Raw genomic sequence first — 17,439 nt, 5'->3', positions numbered from 1 at the left:
GCCGCTCTGATGTTGGCGTTGCACTTAACTTCCTTGCAGCGGTGTCACCAGGCGCACACCTACTCCGCGTGCCGAGAACAATCCACTTCCAGGTAGCGCATCCGGACTGTCGATCGATGCTGACGCACCGCGCTGTTCGTGCCAGGGCGCCGGCTGACGCGGGCCCGGCAAATAGGATTGCCACTTTTTGGCTTGCTTTGCAGCGGTCAGATTGCCTGGCCAGGTTTCGATGTCGAAGGTGACCGGAACCCGCATGACCCAGTACGGCGCGTCGGCCTCGGCGCCTTGCGTGGGCGGCACAAATGTCCAGCGCTGCGCCTTGGCGATTGCGGCATCGGCAAACGCCTTGCGCCAGCGCGCGCGCTTGGATTCCGGCGCCAGCGTGGTCAGGTTAACCTGCTCTGCGACCAGATCCTCGACCTTGCCATCGCGGCCGATCTTGAGCAGCAGATACACCACCCCTGTCGCACCCTCTCGAAACGCATGCTCAGGATAGGCCGGTGGCGGCATGTCCTTGGCAGCGACGCTGGCGGCACCTTGCTCCTGGCTGCCGAAATGCGCGCTGCGAATCGACACCGCATACGTGTTGTTGTCACCCGGCTTGGCGACCAGCAGCAGATTCATCGGTAGTTGCGCGGGCAATGCGCTTCCATCGTCTTTGACAGGGTCGAAGCACCAGGAGGCGATCGATTGTTTGACGCGGTCGCGGACCACTGGCGGCAAGCTTGCTTCGTCGGTGAGCTTGACCGCCGTGACGGTGCCGTCCGGAGTCAGCGTCAATTCGCCCGCGACATTCATGCTGGCCTCCATCTGCGCCTGCACCTGCGCGGCACTGGGACGTGCCTGCACGCCGTTGATACTCGCCATTGCCAACAAAATCCCCAGGCCCAAGCGTTGCTTCCACTGCATGACCGCGCTCCATCGTGATTGAACGCGTGTTGTACCAGCCTTGGTGCATACGCGTAAATCGTCAGGCCAGTTTTCGCGATTCCGCGTAGGGCGGCGTGTCCGGGTAATCGTCTTCGCGCAGTCGCGCTTGCAGATCGCGCCACCATTGCGGCTCGAACAGTTCCGGATGCGTGTGCTTGACCGCTTCCAGCTGCGACGCCGGCAAGCCCATGAACAGCGCAAAACGCTCGGGAAACACATCGCGCGGGCCGACATGAAACCAGGGCTCGGCGGACATTTGTTCTTCGTAACTGGTGGGCGTGGGCCAATCGCGGAACGTGCACTCGGTGATCAGGCACAGCTCGTCGTAGTCGTAGAACACCGCACGCTGATGGCGGGTGATGCCGAAGTTCTTCAGCAGCATGTCGCCGGGAAAGATGTTGTTGCGCGCCATGTCCTTGATCGCCTGCCCGTAGTCCAGCGCAGCGGCATGCGCGGCCTCGGGCAGTTGTTCGCGCAGGTACAGATTGAGCGGGCGCAGCCGGCGCTGCACGTAGCACAGCGCGATCAACACATCGGCGCCATCTTCGCTCAGACTCATCGCACAGCTGGTCTGCAGTTCTTCCAGCAACGCCGGCGAAAAACGCGCCTTGGGAAAGCGCAGAAAGCGGTACGGCTGCGCGTCGAGCAGGCGGCCGATGCGGTCGAGCTGGAACACCAGTTCGTATTTGCCTTCAACCTGCGCGCGGCTCATGGTTTTTGGATACGCAAAGCGGTCGCGGATCAGCTTGAACACCAGCGGATAACTGGGCAGCGTAAACACCACCATGACCATGCCCGGCGTGCCATCGGCATGCACCAGCTGCTCGGCAGGATGCGCCTGAAAATGACTGAAAAACGTGCGATAGCGCTCGGTCTTGCCCTGCTTGGCACGCCCCAACATCGTGTACAACTCGTCGATGGGCTTGTGCGTCAGCAGGCTGCGCAGGAACACCACTGCATCACCGACGGTGGCTAGATCGGCCTGGAAATAACTGCGCGAGTTACTGAACAATTGCGCGACATCACTGCGCCGGGTCAGCACCGCTTCGGCACGCAGGCCGGCACCATCGTTGACCAGTGCGATCACGCAGGGAGAAAAGCGATGTTCGCCGAACACGCGCCCGATCAGATAGGCGCGCCGTTCGCGGTAGAACACGGTCTCCAGCAGTTCCACACTGCGCACAGGATGCTCGCCCCAGTGCGCAAGATCGTCCTGCAGCCGCACTGCAATTGCCGCCGCGCAACGGGTGCGGTGCAGGTACGCCACATCGAACGAATAATCGCCCAGCACGCGCACCAGCATGTCGGTCAGCCGGCCGGGCGAGACCGCGTAGGTATGCCGCGCAACCGGCAGCGTGATCGCATCGGTCGGCTCGATATCCAGCGCGATGAATTCGATCTCCGCATCCACACCATGGGTGCCGAAGTAACGCCGGGTCAGGGTGTTGTAGAAGGTCTTGTACAGCTCCTGATCGATCAACCCGGTCAGCAGCGCGGCGTAATGCTCGCGTGCGCGCATCCACAGCGCGCGGTCGTGCGCCTGCCCCAGCAACACCGCACGCAGCCGCAGCATGCATTCGCTGATGTACTGGTCGTAGAGCGCAATACGCGCCACCGCATCCTCGCGCGCGCCGTTCCAGTCGCGTGTCTCGAAGCGCTGTTTGGCGCGTGCGGTGATCTGCGCAAAGCGCGCGTGGTAATCCTCGAACGCTTCATACACGGCGCGGCCGATCGCCAGCGCGCGACGCTCGGACTGCGGCGGTAACGGAACAGGGCTCATGGTGGCAGTGTACTCAGCACTTGCGACGGCGCGCAGCCAGTGCGGGCGATCGAGCATGTAATAAGCGGGCAAACACCTGCATCACGCGTCAACCTGCCGCAGCACGCGGTGCGCGCGCCGGCCCTGCTGATCCTGGCAAGGCAGCGCACGTCGCCAAGAACTCTCGCCAGCCAAGGCCACACCGGGCAACACCCAGCCGCGGGCAATGCACTGCAAAGCGGCAGCAAGGCCGGATGCATGACGGTTGCGCTGTCTCCATTGCGCTGAAACGACAAGGCCCGCCTCTGAACGAGGCGGGCCCTGGATGTCGCACTTGCTGAGCGCACCGATACGCGGTGCGCTGGATCAGGCCTTCAGCGTCGCCAATACGTCGTTGAAGGTCTTGCTCGGGCGCATCGCTTCGCTGACCTTGGCCAGGTCCGGGTGGTAGTAGCCACCAATCTCGACCGGCTTGCCCTGCGCGCCGTTGAGCTCGGCCACGATGGTGGCTTCGTTCTCGGTCAGGGCCTTGGCCAGCGGCGCGAACTTGGCCTGCAGCGCGGTGTCTTCGGTCTGTGCGGCCAGGGCCTGCGCCCAGTACATCGCCAGATAGAAGTGGCTGCCGCGGTTGTCCAGTTCACCGACCTTGCGCGCCGGCGACTTGTTGTTGTCCAGGAACTGGCCATTGGCCACATCCAACGCCTTGGCCAGCACCGTGGCCGACGGGTTGTCGTAGCGGTTGCCCAGATGCTCCAGCGAGGCGGCCAGGGCCAGGAACTCGCCCAGCGAATCCCAGCGCAGGCTGTTCTGTTCGACGAACTGCTGCACGTGCTTGGGCGCCGAGCCACCGGCGCCGGTTTCGAACAGACCGCCACCGGCCATCAGCGGCACGATCGACAGCATCTTGGCGCTGGTGCCCAGCTCCAGGATCGGGAACAGGTCGGTGAGGTAATCGCGCAGCACGTTACCGGTGACCGAGATGGTGTCCTGGCCCTTGCGGATGCGCTCCAGCGAGAAGGTGGTCGCTTCCACCGGCGGCAGGATGCGGATATCCAGCCCGCTGGTGTCGTGATCCTTCAGATAGGTTTCGACCTTGGCGATGACCTGCGCGTCGTGCGCGCGCGCCTTGTCCAGCCAGAACACGGCCGGGGTATCGCTCAGACGTGCGCGCTCGACCGCCAGCTTCACCCAGTCCTGGATCGGTGCGTCCTTGACCTGGCACATGCGCCACAAATCGCCGGCTTCCACCGCGTGTTCGAAAACGGTGGTGCCGGTGTCGTCGGTGACCTTGACGGTGCCGGCGGCGGGAAGCTGGAAGGTCTTGTCGTGCGAGCCGTATTCCTCGGCTTTCTGCGCCATCAGGCCGACGTTGGGCACCGAGCCCATGGTGGACGGATCGAATGCGCCATGCGCCTTGCAATTGTCGATCACCGCCTGGTAGACATCGGCGTAGCAGCGATCCGGGATCACCGCCTTGGTGTCCTGCAGCTTGCCTTCGGCGTTCCACATCTGACCCGAATCGCGAATCATCGCCGGCATCGATGCATCGACGATCACATCACTGGGCACATGCAGGTTGGTGATGCCCTTGTCGGAATTGACCATCGCCAGGGCCGGACGCTGCGCGTATTCGGCCTGGATATCGGCCTTGATCTGCGCCTGCTGCGCTTCCGGCAGCGTGGCGATACGTGCGTACAGATCGCCGATGCCGTTGTTGGGATCGAAGCCGACCGATGCAAGCGCATCGGCATGCTTGCTCAGCGTGTCCTTGTAGAACTCGCCGACCACCACACCGAACAGCACCGGGTCGGAGACCTTCATCATGGTGGCTTTCAGATGCACCGAGAACAACACGTCCTTGGCCTTGGCATCGGCGATCTGCGCATCGATGAAGCTGGCCAGCGCACGCTTGCTCAACACGGCGGCATCGACGATTTCGCCGGCTTTTACCGCCACTTTTTCCTTCAGCACAGTGGTGCTGCCATCGTTGCCGACGAATTCGATCTTCAGCGTGCCCGCCGCTGCCACCGTGGTGGACTGCTCGCTGCCGAAGAAGTCGCCCTCGTCCATGTGCGCCACGTGCGACCTGGAGTCGCTGCTCCACTTGCCCATGCGGTGCGGATGCTTGCGTGCGTAATTCTTCACCGACAGCGGTGCGCGGCGGTCGGAGTTGCCTTCGCGCAGCACCGGGTTGACCGCGCTGCCCTTGACCTTGTCGTAGCGCGCCTTGATGTCTTTTTCGGCATCGTCCTTGGGCGTGTCCGGATACGCCGGCAGCGCATAACCCTGGCCCTGCAGTTCGATGATGGCGGCCTTGAGCTGCGGCACCGAGGCGCTGATGTTGGGCAGCTTGATGATGTTGGCTTCCGGCGTGGTGGCCAGCGCACCCAGTTCACCGAGGTCGTTGGCGATCTTCTGCGCGTCGGTCAGGTGCTCGGGGAACAGCGACAGGATGCGGCCGGCCAGCGAGATATCGCGGGTTTCGACCACGATGCCGGCGGTATCGGTGTAGGCAGCGATGATCGGCAGCAGCGACTGCGTGGCCAGATACGGTGCTTCGTCGGTGAGCGTGTAGAGGATCTTCGGTGTCTTCGACATGAGGTGCGATGGCTCTTGTGGTCGGGAGGAGCGCCGGTGTCCATGGCAATGGCGTTGGCGTGCGCGACGGGGGTCGCTGGTGGCACGCCGATCGGCCAGCGCGTAGAACGCGGCGATGGATCAGCACGGCATTGTCGCGTCTGAGCCGCGCCCGGGTAAAGCGACCACAGGCGGATGCTCCATCCCGTGACCCGGCCAATGGACATGGATGCAGCTGTAACGAATGTGTCGCGTCACAACGTGGCGCAGCAAAAGGGCGCGATCGTGTGATCGCGCCCTGATGGCTTACCGCTTGATGGCTTGCTGGAAGAACAGCGACGACGCGCTCGCCCTGTTGGCGAAATGTTGGCGGGCCAGCGTGTTACCGCCCAGCTCCGCCAACATGCGCGCCTACCTACAGCATGCTTGCACGCGCTCCTTCTTACTTGACCGTGATGGTCTGCGGATTACCCGCCGGCTTGCCATCCACCATCACCTGCGCGGTGTAGGTGCCAGCCGGCCAGCCATCGGGCTTGCTGAAGCTGAGGTTGGTGGTTTCTGCGCCGGTGGTAGTCAAGGTGGCGTTCTGCTCACCAGCGACCTGGCCGTCCTGGTAGGTGAGCTTGGCCGAAACCGCCACGTTGCTCGCGCTGCCATCGGTTTTCACCGAGACGATGATGGTGTCTTTGCTGCCGATATTGGCCGACGGGGTCACCGTCTTGTCTGCGGCAGCAGTGGTACCGACCGCAACGCTGGACACCGTCACTGCCGCACCGGTTGCGGAAGCACTGTCGGTACTGGCAGCACCGGTAGCAGTACTCTGACCAGCTTGATCGCTTGCGGGCGGCGTGCCCGCCGGGCCGGGCATCGCTTCGGTGGCGGCACCGGAGGTCGGATCCTTCGACACGCTTGCATCTTCTTCTTTCTTGCAACCCGATAGTGCGAGCACGCCGACAAGAGCAATGGCGAGCGTGCTTGAAACGGATTTGGTACGCATGGATGAATCTCCGGCTAAACGAATGGGGTTTCTTGAGGAAAGCATTGAGTGAAACGGATCACCAAGCCAGCGCCTGGCCAAACCAGGCGCGCATTTATGCCTTCGGTGGCAAGTGCAATACCTGCCCCGGAAAAATCTTGTCCGGATCCTTGAGCGTCTCGCGATTGGCCTCGAAAATGCGCGGCCACAGATTGCCGTCGCCATAATGGCGTTTGGCAATACTGGAAAGGCTGTCGCCTGCCTGCACGGTCACCGTCTCTTCGACGATCTGCGCCGTGCTCTGCACGCTGCTGCGGACGTTGGAAAAATCCGGCGCTGGCGTGACATCTGCGGTGCTGTCGACCGAGGAGGTTACGTTGGAAAAGTCTGCTTTCTTGTCGACACTCATTGCTGCCATCCTTCGTGCATCACGATGACTGCAGGGTGCGCGGAGCGCCGTTAAGCGTGGATCGCGCCGCCGTGAAGCTGGCGCGATCCTCCAACACGGCCGACTACTGGCGCAGATCGCGGAAAATCGACAGCGGTGTCGGCACGCTGGGCGAACTGCGCAACGGGTTGATGTCCAACCCGCCCCGACGGGTATAACGCGCCTCCACCACCAACCACTCGGGCGCGCAGCGGATCAGCACGTCATGGAAAATGCGCTCCACGCATTGCTCATGAAACTCGGCGTGGTCGCGGAAACTCACCAGATAGCGCAACAGGCCTTCGCGGTCGATCGGCGCGCCGCGATAGCGCAGCGTGACGCTGGCCCAATCCGGCTGACCGGTGACCGGGCAATTGGATTTGAGCAAGGCCGAGGTCAGCACTTCTTCCACGATTAGTTGTGCGTGCGAGGTTAGATAGGCGGCATTGGGCGGGCCGTAGTCGTCGATGCTGACATCCAGCGCGTCGATCGATTCGCCCTCGCCCACCGCATCGATCGGCGGCAGACCGAATTCCACCGCCACATCGGCACCGGCGCGCGTGGACAGGTCGGAGGCAATACGCGTGCGCACCGCTTCGGCACTATTGAAGCGGGTGGCGTTAAGCGAATTGAGATACAGCTTGAGCGACTTGGATTCGATCAACGACGGCGAATCGCTGGGCACATGCAAGGTGGCGGTGGCCACGCAGGGTTTGCCCTGTGCATCGAGCCAGCCGAGTTCATAGGCGTGCCAGCGATCGCGGCCAATGAAGGGCAAGGCCCCGATCAGGCCGATCGCCTCGCGCCCGGCCGCGCGCGGAATCGGAAACAACAGCGACGGATCGTAGCCGCTGGGGTAAGCGACCTCACGACCGAGGGAGGAATCTTCTGGGGTATTCATGCCGCCATTTTAGGGCGAGCGGGCTGGCCGTGAGGTGTATGGCGACGCCGGAGCGACCGCCTGGGCAAACAGAAGCAGCGGGCTTCACACAGCCCGCCGCCCAAATCACCGCCAATGAACAGCGGGGATCGTGCACTTGCACACGAATCCCTAATCCCCAATCACGAATCCCGGTTTCAGCCAGCCTCACCCTGATGCAGATAATCCAGCGACACCTGCAACAGCGCGCGCAAACCCACATCCAGCGACGACTCGTCGAGCAGGAACTGCGGCGAATGGTTGCTGGGCGCGGTCGCCGGGTCGATGCCCTTGGCGGTGGAGCCGACGAAGAAGAACATCGACGGCACCTGCTGCGCATAGAACGAGAAGTCTTCCGCGCCCATCTGCAGCGGCGGTTCGTAGACATTGTCGGCGCCCACCACGGCCTGCAGGCTGGGCAGCATCCTGGCGGTCAGCGCCGGGTCGTTGACCGTGGCCGGGTTGCCGGGCTGGTCCGGCACCTGTGCCTCGACGGTGGCCCCGTGGGCGGCGGCGGTGTGTTCGGCCACGGTCTTGAGGTCGGCGAAGATCTGCTGGCGCATGGCTTCGTCGAAGGTGCGGATGGTGCCGACCATGTCCACGTCGTCGGGGATGATGTTGTAGCGGATGCCGCCCTTGATCGCGCCGAAGCTCAGCACCGCCGGCTGCTTGGACAGGTTGGCGCGGCGGCTGATCACGGTCTGCGCAGCGCCGATCATGTCGGCACTGGCCACGATCGGGTCAATGCCGTTCCACGGCGCCGAGCCATGCGTCTGGCGGCCGATCATCTTGATCGCGAACCGATCCGAGGCGGCCATCAGCGGGCCGCTACGCACCGCGATCTTGCCGGCCTGCACGCTGGAGAACACATGCAGGCCGAACACCGCCTGCGGCTTGTAGTCGGCAAACAGCCCTTCCTTGAGCATCAGTGAGGCGCCGCCCTCTTCGTTGCCGGGTGCGCCTTCTTCGGAGGGCTGGAAGATCAGCATCACTTCGCCGGGCAACTGGTCGCGCATGCCCACCAGCGCTTCGGCCACGCCGAGCAGGATCGCGGTATGCGCGTCGTGGCCGCAGGCGTGCATCACCCCGACCTGTTCGCCGCGGTACTCGGCAGTGGCTTTGGAAGCGAACGGCAGCCCGGTCTGCTCTTTCACCGGCAGGGCGTCCATATCCGCGCGCAAGGCGATCTTGGGACCCGGCTTGCCGCCCTTGATGATGGCCACCACGCCGTGATGGGCGATGCCGGTGCGCGGCTTGAGGCCGAGCTTGCGCAGCTGCGCGGCCACCGTGGCGGCGGTGCGCTCCTCGCGGTTGGACAGTTCCGGATGCTGATGGAAGTCGCGGCGCCACTGCACCAGCTTGGTCTGCAACGGCGCGGCGGCAGCCTGCACTTCGGGCCGGGGCGCGGCCTGGGCGGCGGCGAGCGTGGGCAGGGCGAGCAACAGCGCGCTGGTCAGCAGGCGGGAGGGGCGCATCGAGAATCCTCTAAAGATGGTTGCTTAATGTAGTGCACCCGCGCAGCTGGCGGGCTGCGGTGGTGCCCGATTCAGCCCGCCGGTCAACCGTGGCGACCGTGGTGCGTTGCCGCTGTACTGCATCTGTGAACGTCGTGGCCGTTTCGCCTGGCGAGCCGTTACTTCAGTAACGCTCAATTGGTGGGGCGCAACGATATGCTTCGCACAGCTGCCCCACGGTCGCATCAGCGCCCGGCCCGCCCTCAGGAGTTGTCGCATGTCGCGTTTTTGGAAGATCACACTGCTGGTCGTAGCGGTGCTTGTCGTGGTGTTCGTTGCAATGCGCATGTTCGGTGGGGGCAATCACGGCAAGCGCGCGGGCGCGCCGGACGGCAGCGGCACCGAAGACCACGGCCCGGTGCCGGTCACGGTGGTGGCCGCCACCACCCAGGATGTGCCGGTCTACGCCAGCGCGTTGGGCACGGTCACCGCGCTCAACACGGTCACGGTCAGCCCGCAGGTCGGCGGCCAGCTGATGAGCCTGAATTTCCAGGAGGGCCAGGAAGTGAAGAAGGGCCAGCTGCTGGCGCAGATCGATCCACGCAGCCTGCAGGCCAGCTATGACCAGTCGCTGGCGGCCAAGCGCCAGAATCAGGCGCTGCTGGCCACCGCGCGGGTCAACTACCAGCGCTCCAACGATCCGGCCTACAAGCAGTACGTCTCGCGCACCGATCTGGACACCCAGCGCAACCAGGTGGCGCAGTACGAGGCAGCGGTGTCGGCCAACGATGCGCAGATGCGCGCGGCTCAGGTGCAGTTGCAGTTCACCCGCATCCTGGCGCCGATCGACGGCATTGCCGGCATCCGCGGTGTGGACGTGGGCAATATCGTCAGCAGCACCTCCACCATCGTCACCCTGACCCAGATCCGCCCGATCTACGTGTCCTTCAACCTGCCCGAGCGCGAGCTGCAGGCGGTGCGCAGCGGTCAGGCGGCCGCACCGTTGGGCGTGGCGGCGCTGGATCGCGGCGATGCGCACATCATCAGCGGCGACGGCAAGCTGGACGTCATCGACAACCGCATCGCCGCCGACAGCGGCACCTTCGGCGCACGCGCGATCTTCGACAACGCCGACAACGCGTTGTGGCCGGGCCAGTTCGTCAACGTGCGCCTGCAGCTGCGCACCATCTCCGGCGGCACCGTGGTGCCGACCCAGGCCGTGCAGCGCGGCCCGGACGGCGATTACGTGTACGTGGTGGGCAGCGACAACACCGCGCAGATGCGCACCGTGGTGCAGGGCGTCGAGGTGGACGACAGCCACGTGCAGATCACCAAGGGGCTCAAGCAGGGCGAGCGGGTGGTGACCGAAGGCCAGTTCCGCTTGAAGCCGGGCAGCAAGGTCAGCGCGCTCAAGCCGGGCGAGACACCGCCCGAGCCCACCGAGGCCGAACTCAAGGCCGTGCAGGACAAGCAGGAACGCGGCGGCGCCGGCGGCCGACGCGGCGGCGGCGGCCCGCGCTAACTCGCGACCATCGGCGACGGGATTTCCGTCGCCGGTGCGCGTCGGCGCATTGCGCGCCGGCACCGATTGACGTCTTCAGCAAGGATTCCCCCCGTGGGCTTTTCGACCATCTTCATCCGCCGTCCCATCGCCACCTCGTTGCTGATGGCGGGCATCCTGCTGCTGGGCATCCTGGGCTACCGGCAACTGCCGGTCTCCGCACTGCCGGAAATCGACGCCCCCAGCCTGGTCGTCTCCACCCAGTACCCCGGCGCCAATGCGACCACCATGGCCTCGCTGGTGACCACACCGCTGGAGCGCCAGCTCGGGCAGATCTCCGGGCTGCAGATGATGACCTCCGATTCGTCGGCAGGCCTGTCCACGATCATTCTGCAGTTCTCGATGGACCGCGACATCGACATCGCCGCGCAGGATGTGCAGGCGGCGATCCGTCAGGCCACCCTGCCCTCGTCGCTGCCGTACCAGCCGGTCTACAACCGGGTCAATCCGGCCGACGCGGCGATCCTGACCCTCAAGCTCACCTCCGACTCGCTGCCGCTGCGCGAGGTCAACCGCTATGCCGATGCGATCCTGGCCCAGCGCCTGTCGCAGGTGCCGGGCGTGGGGCTGGTATCGATCGCCGGCAATGTGCGCCCGGCCGTGCGTATCCAGGTCAATCCGGCGCAGCTGTCGAACATGGGCCTGACCATGGAGTCGCTGCGCAGCGCGCTGACCCAGACCAATGTCAGCGCGCCCAAGGGCTCGCTCAACGGCAAGACCCAGTCCTACAGCATCGGCACCAACGACCAGCTCACCGATGCGGCGCAATACCGCGAGACCATCATCAGCTACAGCAACGGCCGCCCGGTGCGGCTGGCCGATGTGGCCAACGTGGTCGACGGTGTGGAAAACGACCAGCTCGCCGCCTGGGCCGATGGCAAGCCGGCGGTGCTGCTGGAAATCCGCCGCCAGCCCGGTGCCAACATCGTGCAGACGGTGGAGCAGATCCGCAGCATCCTGCCGCAGCTGCAGTCGGTATTGCCGGCCGATGTGCATCTGGAAGTGTTCGCCGACCGCACCGAAACCATCCGCGCCTCCGTGCATGAAGTGAAGTTCACCCTGGTGTTGACCATCTTCCTGGTGGTGGCGGTGATCTTCGTGTTCCTGCGCCGGCTGTGGGCCACCATCATTCCCTCGGTGGCGGTGCCGCTGTCGCTGGCCGGCACCTTCGGGGTGATGGCGTTTGCCGGCATGTCGCTGGACAACCTGTCGCTGATGGCGCTGGTGGTGGCGACCGGTTTCGTGGTCGACGATGCGATCGTGATGATCGAAAACATCGTGCGCTACATCGAACAAGGCAAGAGCGGGCCGGAAGCGGCGGAAGAAGGCGCCAAGCAGATCGGCTTCACCGTGTTGTCGCTGACCGTGTCGCTGGTGGCGGTGTTCCTGCCGCTGCTGCTGATGCCGGGTGTCACCGGGCGCCTGTTCCATGAGTTTGCGTGGGTGCTGTCGATTGCGGTGACGATCTCGATGCTGGTGTCGCTGACGCTGACGCCGATGATGTGTGCCTACCTGCTCAAGCCCGATGCCTTGCCCGAGGGTGAGGACGCGCACGAGCGCGCCGCTGCCGCCGGCAAGACCAACTTATGGACGCGCACGGTGGGCACCTACGAGCGCAGCCTGGACTGGGTCCTGGCGCATCAGCCGCTGACTTTGGCAGTGGCGATCGGTGCGGTGGCGCTGACCGTGGTGCTGTACATCGCCATTCCTAAAGGCCTGCTGCCGGAGCAGGACACCGGCTTGATCACCGGCGTGGTGCAGGCCGATCAGAACGTGGCCTTCCCGCAGATGCAGCAGCGCACCCAGGCGGTGGCCGCGGCGCTGCAGAAAGACCCGGCAGTGACCGGTGTGGCGGCCTTCATCGGCGCCGGCTCGATGAACCCGACCATCAACCAGGGCCAGCTCTCGATCGTGCTGAAGACGCGCGGCGACCGCGACAGCCTGGATGAGGTGCTGCCGCGCCTGCAAAAAGCGGTGTCCGGCATTCCGGGCGTGGCGCTGTTCCTCAAGCCGGTGCAGGACGTCACCCTCGACACCCGCGTAGCCGCCACCGAGTATCAGTACTCGATGTCGGATGTGGACAGCGCCGAGCTGGCCACCTGGGCCGCACGCATGACCGAGGCGATGCGCAAGCTGCCCGAGCTGGCGGATGTGGACAACAACCTGGCCAACCAGGGGCGCGCGCTGGAACTGACCATCGACCGCGACAAGGCCAGCATGCTCGGCGTGCCGATGCAGACCATCGACGACACGCTGTACGACGCCTTCGGCCAACGCCAGATCTCCACCATCTTCACCGAGCTCAATCAGTACCGCGTCGTGCTGGAAGTGGCGCCGGAATTCCGCAGCAGCACCGCATTGATGAATCAGCTGGCGGTGGCCAGCAACGGCAGCGGCGCGTTGACCGGCACCAATGCGACCAGCTTCGGTCAGGTGAGCTCGTCCAACTCGTCCACCGCCACCGGTGTGGGCGCGCAGAACACCGGCATCGTGGTCGGCGCCGGCAGCATCATCCCGCTGGCTGCATTGGCCGAGGCCAAGGTCACCAACACGCCGTTGGTGGTGAGCCACCAACAACAGCTGCCGGCGGTCACGGTCTCGTTCAATCTGGCGCCGGGCCATTCGCTGTCGCAGGCGGTGGAAGCGATCGAACAGGCGCGCGAAGACCTCAAGATTCCGACCCAGGTACATGCCGAGTTCGTCGGCAAGGCGGCCGAATTCACCGGCAGCCAGACCGATATCGTGTGGCTGCTGCTGGCCTCGATCGTGGTGATCTACATCGTGCTGGGCGTGCTCTACGAGAGCTACATCCACCCGCTGACGATCATCTCCACGCTGCCGCCGGCCGGTGTCGGCGCGCTGCTGGCGTTGATGATGTGCGGGCTGAGCCTGTCGGTGGACGGCATCGTCGGCATCGTGCTGCTGATCGGCATCGTCAAGAAGAACGCGATCATGATGATCGACTTCGCCATCGACGCACGCCGCGAAGGCGCCAACGCGCACGAAGCGATCCGGCGCGCCTGCCTGCTGCGTTTCCGCCCGATCATGATGACCACCGCCGCCGCGATGCTGGGCGCGCTGCCGCTGGCGCTGGGCACCGGCATCGGCTCGGAACTGCGGCGTCCGCTGGGCATCGCCATCGTCGGCGGCCTGTTGCTCTCGCAGCTGGTGACGCTGTACACCACGCCGGTGATCTATCTGTACATGGAACGCGCCGGCGAGCGCGTGCGCGATTGGCGTGCGCGCCGTGCCGCCCGCCGCGACGGCGTGCCCCCGGCCTCCACCTCGGAGCGCCCGGCATGATGACCGGCGCAGCGATGGCTGATCGGTCTACCTGCCCACGGCACCGCCTTCCCGCGCGCACGCATGGCAGCTGCGCTGGCTGTTGCCTTTCCCGATTCCCGAATCCCGAATCCCGATTCCCGGCAGTCACCCCATGAACATCTCCGCCCCCTTCATCAAGCGCCCGATCGGCACCTCGTTGCTGGCGATCGGTTTGTTCGTGATCGGATTGATGTGCTATCTGCGGCTGGGCGTGGCGGCATTGCCGAACATCCAGATTCCGGTGATCTTCGTGCACGCCACGCAGTCCGGCGCCGATGCCAGCACCATGGCCTCCACCGTCACTGCGCCACTGGAACGGCATCTGGGCCAGCTGCCCGGTATCGACCGCATGCGCTCCTCCAGTTCGGAGAGCAGCAGCCTGGTGGTGCTGGTGTTCCAGAGCAATCGCAACATCGATTCGGCCGCGCAGGACGTGCAGACCGCCATCAACTCCTCGCAATCGGACCTGCCCTCCGGGCTCGGCACGCCGATCTATTCGAAAGCCAATCCGAACGACGACCCGGTCATCGCCATCGCGCTGACCTCGGACACGCAATCGGCCGATGAGCTCTACAACGTGGCCGACTCGCTGCTGGCGCAGCGGCTGCGCCAGATCACCGGCATCAGCTCGGTCGACATCGCCGGCGCTTCCACGCCGGCGGTCCGCGTGGACATGGACCTGCGCGCGCTCAATGCGCTGGGCCTGACCCCGGACGATCTGCGCAACGCGGTACGCGCGGCCAACGTCACCTCGCCGACCGGATTCCTGTCCGACGGCAACACCACCATGGCGATCGTGGCCAACGATTCGGTGGCCAAGGCCGCCGATTTCGCACAGCTGGCGATCTCCACCCAGTCCAACGGGCGCATCGTGCGGCTGGGCGATGTGGCCACCGTCTACGACGGCCAGCAGGATGCCTATCAAGCGGCCTGGTTCGACGGCAAACCCGCCGTGGTGATGTACGCCTTCACCCGCGCCGGCGCCAACATCGTCGAAACCGTGGACCAGGTGAAGGCACAGATTCCCGGGCTGCGCGCCTACCTGCAGCCCGGCACCAAACTCACGCCCTACTTCGACCGCACCCCCACCATCCGCGCCTCGCTGCACGAGGTGCAGGCCACGCTGATGATCAGCCTGGTGATGGTGATCCTGACCATGGCGCTGTTCCTGCGCCGCCTGGCGCCGACGTTGATCGCGGCGGTCACCGTGCCGCTGTCGCTGGCCGGCTCGGCGCTGGTGATGTACATGCTGGGCTTCACCTTGAACAACCTCAGCCTGCTGGCGCTGGTGATCGCCATTGGCTTTGTGGTCGACGATGCGATCGTGGTGATCGAAAACATCATGCGCCATCTGGACGAAGGCATGCCGCGCCTGGATGCCGCACTGGCCGGTGCGCGCGAGATCGGTTTCACCATCGTCTCGATCACCGCCTCGCTGGTGGCGGTGTTCATTCCGATGCTGTTTGCCAGCGGCATGGTCGGTGCGTTCTTCCGTGAGTTCACCGTGACCCTGGTGGCGGCGATCGTGGTGTCGATGCTGGTGTCGCTGACCTTGACGCCAGCGTTGTGCAGCCGCTTCCTGTCCGCACATACCGAACCGGAAAAACCTGGCCGTTTCGGCGCCTGGCTGGACCGCATCCACGAGCGCATGCTGGCGGTGTACACGGTGGCGCTGGATTTCTCGCTGCGGCACGCCTTGCTGTTGTCGCTGACGCCCTTGCTGTTGATTGCTGCCACCATTTTTCTAGGCGGTGCGGTCAAGAAGGGCTCCTTCCCCGCGCAGGACACCGGCCTGATCTGGGGCCGTGCCAATTCCAGCGCCACGGTGTCGTTTGCCGACATGGTCAGCCGCCAGCGCCGCATCACCGACATGCTGATGGCCGACCCGGCAGTGAAGACCGTCGGCGCGCGGCTGGGTTCCGGCCGCCAGGGCTCCAGCGCCTCGTTCAATATCGAATTGAAAAAACGCGATGAAGGCCGCCGCGACACCACCGCGCAGGTGGTCGCACGGCTCAGCGCCAAAGCCGACCGCTACCCGGATCTGGATCTGCGCCTGCGCGCCATCCAGGACCTTCCCAGCGATGGCGGCGGCGGCACCAGCCAGGGCGCGCAATACCGCGTGTCGCTGCAGGGCAACGATCTGGCGCAGCTGCAGGAATGGCTGCCCAAGCTGCAGACCGCGTTGAAGAAGAATCCGCGCCTGCGCGATGTCGGCACCGACGTGGACACCTCGGGCCTGCGCCAGAACATCGTGATCGACCGTGCCAAGGCTGCGCGGCTGGGCATCTCGGTCGGTGCGATCGATGGGGCGCTATATGGCGCGTTCGGCCAGCGCTCCATTTCCACCATCTATTCGGATCTCAACCAGTACAGCGTGGTGGTCAATGCGTTGCCCTCGCAGACGGCCACGCCCAAGGCGCTGGATCAGGTGTTCGTGCCCAACCGTGCCGGCCTGATGGTGCCGATCACGTCGGTCGCCACCCAGGTACCGGGCCTGGCGCCGCCGCAGATCATCCATGAAAACCAGTACACCACGATGGACCTGAGCTACAACCTGGCACCGGGCGTGAGCACCGGCGAGGCGGACCTGATCATCAAGTCCACCGTGGAAGGCTTGCGCATGCCCGACGGCATTCGTCTCAGCGGCGACGACAGTTTCAACGTGCAGCTCAGCCCCAATTCGATGGGCGTACTGCTGCTGGCTGCGGTGCTCACCGTCTACATCGTGCTGGGCATGCTGTACGAGAGCCTGATCCACCCGGTGACCATTCTGTCCACGCTGCCGGCCGCCGGCGTGGGCGCGCTGCTGGCGTTGTTCCTCACCAACACCGAGTTGTCGGTGATCTCGATGATCGCGCTGGTGCTGCTGATCGGCATCGTCAAGAAGAACGCGATCATGATGATCGACTTCGCGCTGGTGGCGCAGCGCGTGCACGGCATGGATGCGCGCGCGGCCGCGCGCGAGGCCTCGATCGTGCGCTTCCGCCCGATCATGATGACCACCATGGTGGCGATCCTGGCCGCGGTGCCGCTGGCCGTTGGCCTGGGCGAAGGTTCGGAACTGCGCCGCCCGCTGGGCATCGCGATGATCGGCGGGCTGATCTTCTCGCAGAGCCTGACCTTGCTCAGCACCCCGGCGCTGTATGTGATCTTTTCCTGCCTGAGCGAGCGCTGGAAGGCGCGTCGCGCGCGTGCGCGCGCACGCCGTGCAGAACGCGCGGCAGCACGGCGCCCGGCAGCCTCGGCGCACTGAGCCGTAGCTGACAAAAGACCGTAGAGAAGTGATTGAACGGTGTGGATGCGTCGCGGTTGTGGAGCGGATGATCTGCAGCTTGGCTGCAGGGGCCCTTGCCCGCCCACCATCGCAGGACACGCTGCAAGTACGTCCTTGTAAGCTCTTACGCGGCATCCATGCCGCGTAAGGTCCTGCGACGGTAGGCGGGCAAGGACCAGTCGAGAGTGTCGGTGTGCAGGGTTTTAAACAAAGCTACCGATGAACTCTCTGGTGCGAT

The 17,439-nt window shown here is 64.9% G+C and carries 10 protein-coding genes; 3 read left to right on the top strand and 7 right to left on the bottom strand.

Annotated features, from left to right (window positions below; genetic code table 11):
• Window positions 1-24: 24 nt before the first annotated feature.
• The 7 genes from NYR97_RS11035 to NYR97_RS11005 form a co-directional block, all read right to left on the bottom strand.
• Window positions 25-909, bottom strand: coding sequence for an energy transducer TonB (locus tag NYR97_RS11035; protein ID WP_316692928.1), 885 nt, complete (start codon window positions 907-909; stop codon window positions 25-27).
• 61 nt (window positions 910-970) lie between these two features.
• Window positions 971-2,710, bottom strand: a complete 1,740-nt coding sequence (aceK, locus tag NYR97_RS11030) for a bifunctional isocitrate dehydrogenase kinase/phosphatase (RefSeq protein ID WP_205392722.1) — start codon at window positions 2,708-2,710, stop codon at window positions 971-973.
• 345 nt (window positions 2,711-3,055) lie between these two features.
• Window positions 3,056-5,287 carry an NADP-dependent isocitrate dehydrogenase gene (locus NYR97_RS11025; RefSeq protein ID WP_316692927.1) on the bottom strand — a complete coding sequence of 744 codons (2,232 nt, stop codon included), beginning with the start codon at window positions 5,285-5,287 and terminating at the stop codon, window positions 3,056-3,058.
• Between the two features lie 421 nt (window positions 5,288-5,708).
• Window positions 5,709-6,263 (bottom strand): RodZ family helix-turn-helix domain-containing protein, encoded by a 555-nt coding sequence (locus tag NYR97_RS11020; RefSeq protein ID WP_023905004.1) that lies wholly within the window; start codon window positions 6,261-6,263, stop codon window positions 5,709-5,711.
• A 94-nt stretch (window positions 6,264-6,357) separates the two neighbouring features.
• Window positions 6,358-6,651 (bottom strand): LysM peptidoglycan-binding domain-containing protein, encoded by a 294-nt coding sequence (locus tag NYR97_RS11015; protein ID WP_104549983.1) that lies wholly within the window; start codon window positions 6,649-6,651, stop codon window positions 6,358-6,360.
• Between the two features lie 103 nt (window positions 6,652-6,754).
• A complete protein-coding gene (gene queF / locus NYR97_RS11010; protein ID WP_316692926.1) occupies window positions 6,755-7,570 on the bottom strand; it encodes an NADPH-dependent 7-cyano-7-deazaguanine reductase QueF in 816 nt (271 codons plus the stop codon).
• A gap of 176 nt (window positions 7,571-7,746) precedes the next feature.
• Window positions 7,747-9,063 (bottom strand): M20 family metallopeptidase, encoded by a 1,317-nt coding sequence (locus tag NYR97_RS11005; protein ID WP_316692925.1) that lies wholly within the window; start codon window positions 9,061-9,063, stop codon window positions 7,747-7,749.
• A 256-nt stretch (window positions 9,064-9,319) separates the two neighbouring features.
• Between NYR97_RS11005 and NYR97_RS11000 the strand changes: the two genes are divergently transcribed.
• The 3 genes from NYR97_RS11000 (at window position 9,320) to NYR97_RS10990 (ending at window position 17,180) form a co-directional block, all read left to right on the top strand.
• Window positions 9,320-10,564 (top strand): efflux RND transporter periplasmic adaptor subunit, encoded by a 1,245-nt coding sequence (locus NYR97_RS11000; RefSeq protein ID WP_316692924.1) that lies wholly within the window; start codon window positions 9,320-9,322, stop codon window positions 10,562-10,564.
• A gap of 93 nt (window positions 10,565-10,657) precedes the next feature.
• Window positions 10,658-13,906: an efflux RND transporter permease subunit gene (locus NYR97_RS10995; protein ID WP_316692923.1), complete on the top strand. Its 3,249-nt coding sequence runs from the start codon at window positions 10,658-10,660 to the stop codon at window positions 13,904-13,906.
• 133 nt (window positions 13,907-14,039) lie between these two features.
• Window positions 14,040-17,180 carry an efflux RND transporter permease subunit gene (locus NYR97_RS10990; protein WP_316692922.1) on the top strand — a complete coding sequence of 1,047 codons (3,141 nt, stop codon included), beginning with the start codon at window positions 14,040-14,042 and terminating at the stop codon, window positions 17,178-17,180.
• Window positions 17,181-17,439: the final 259 nt, after the last annotated feature.

The organism is Xanthomonas hydrangeae (assembly GCF_032697525.1).
GTDB classification, from domain to species: Bacteria; Pseudomonadota; Gammaproteobacteria; order Xanthomonadales; family Xanthomonadaceae; genus Xanthomonas; species Xanthomonas hydrangeae.
Note: the sequence above shows the minus strand (reverse complement) of the source record. Positions and strands in the feature narration are given on the sequence as shown.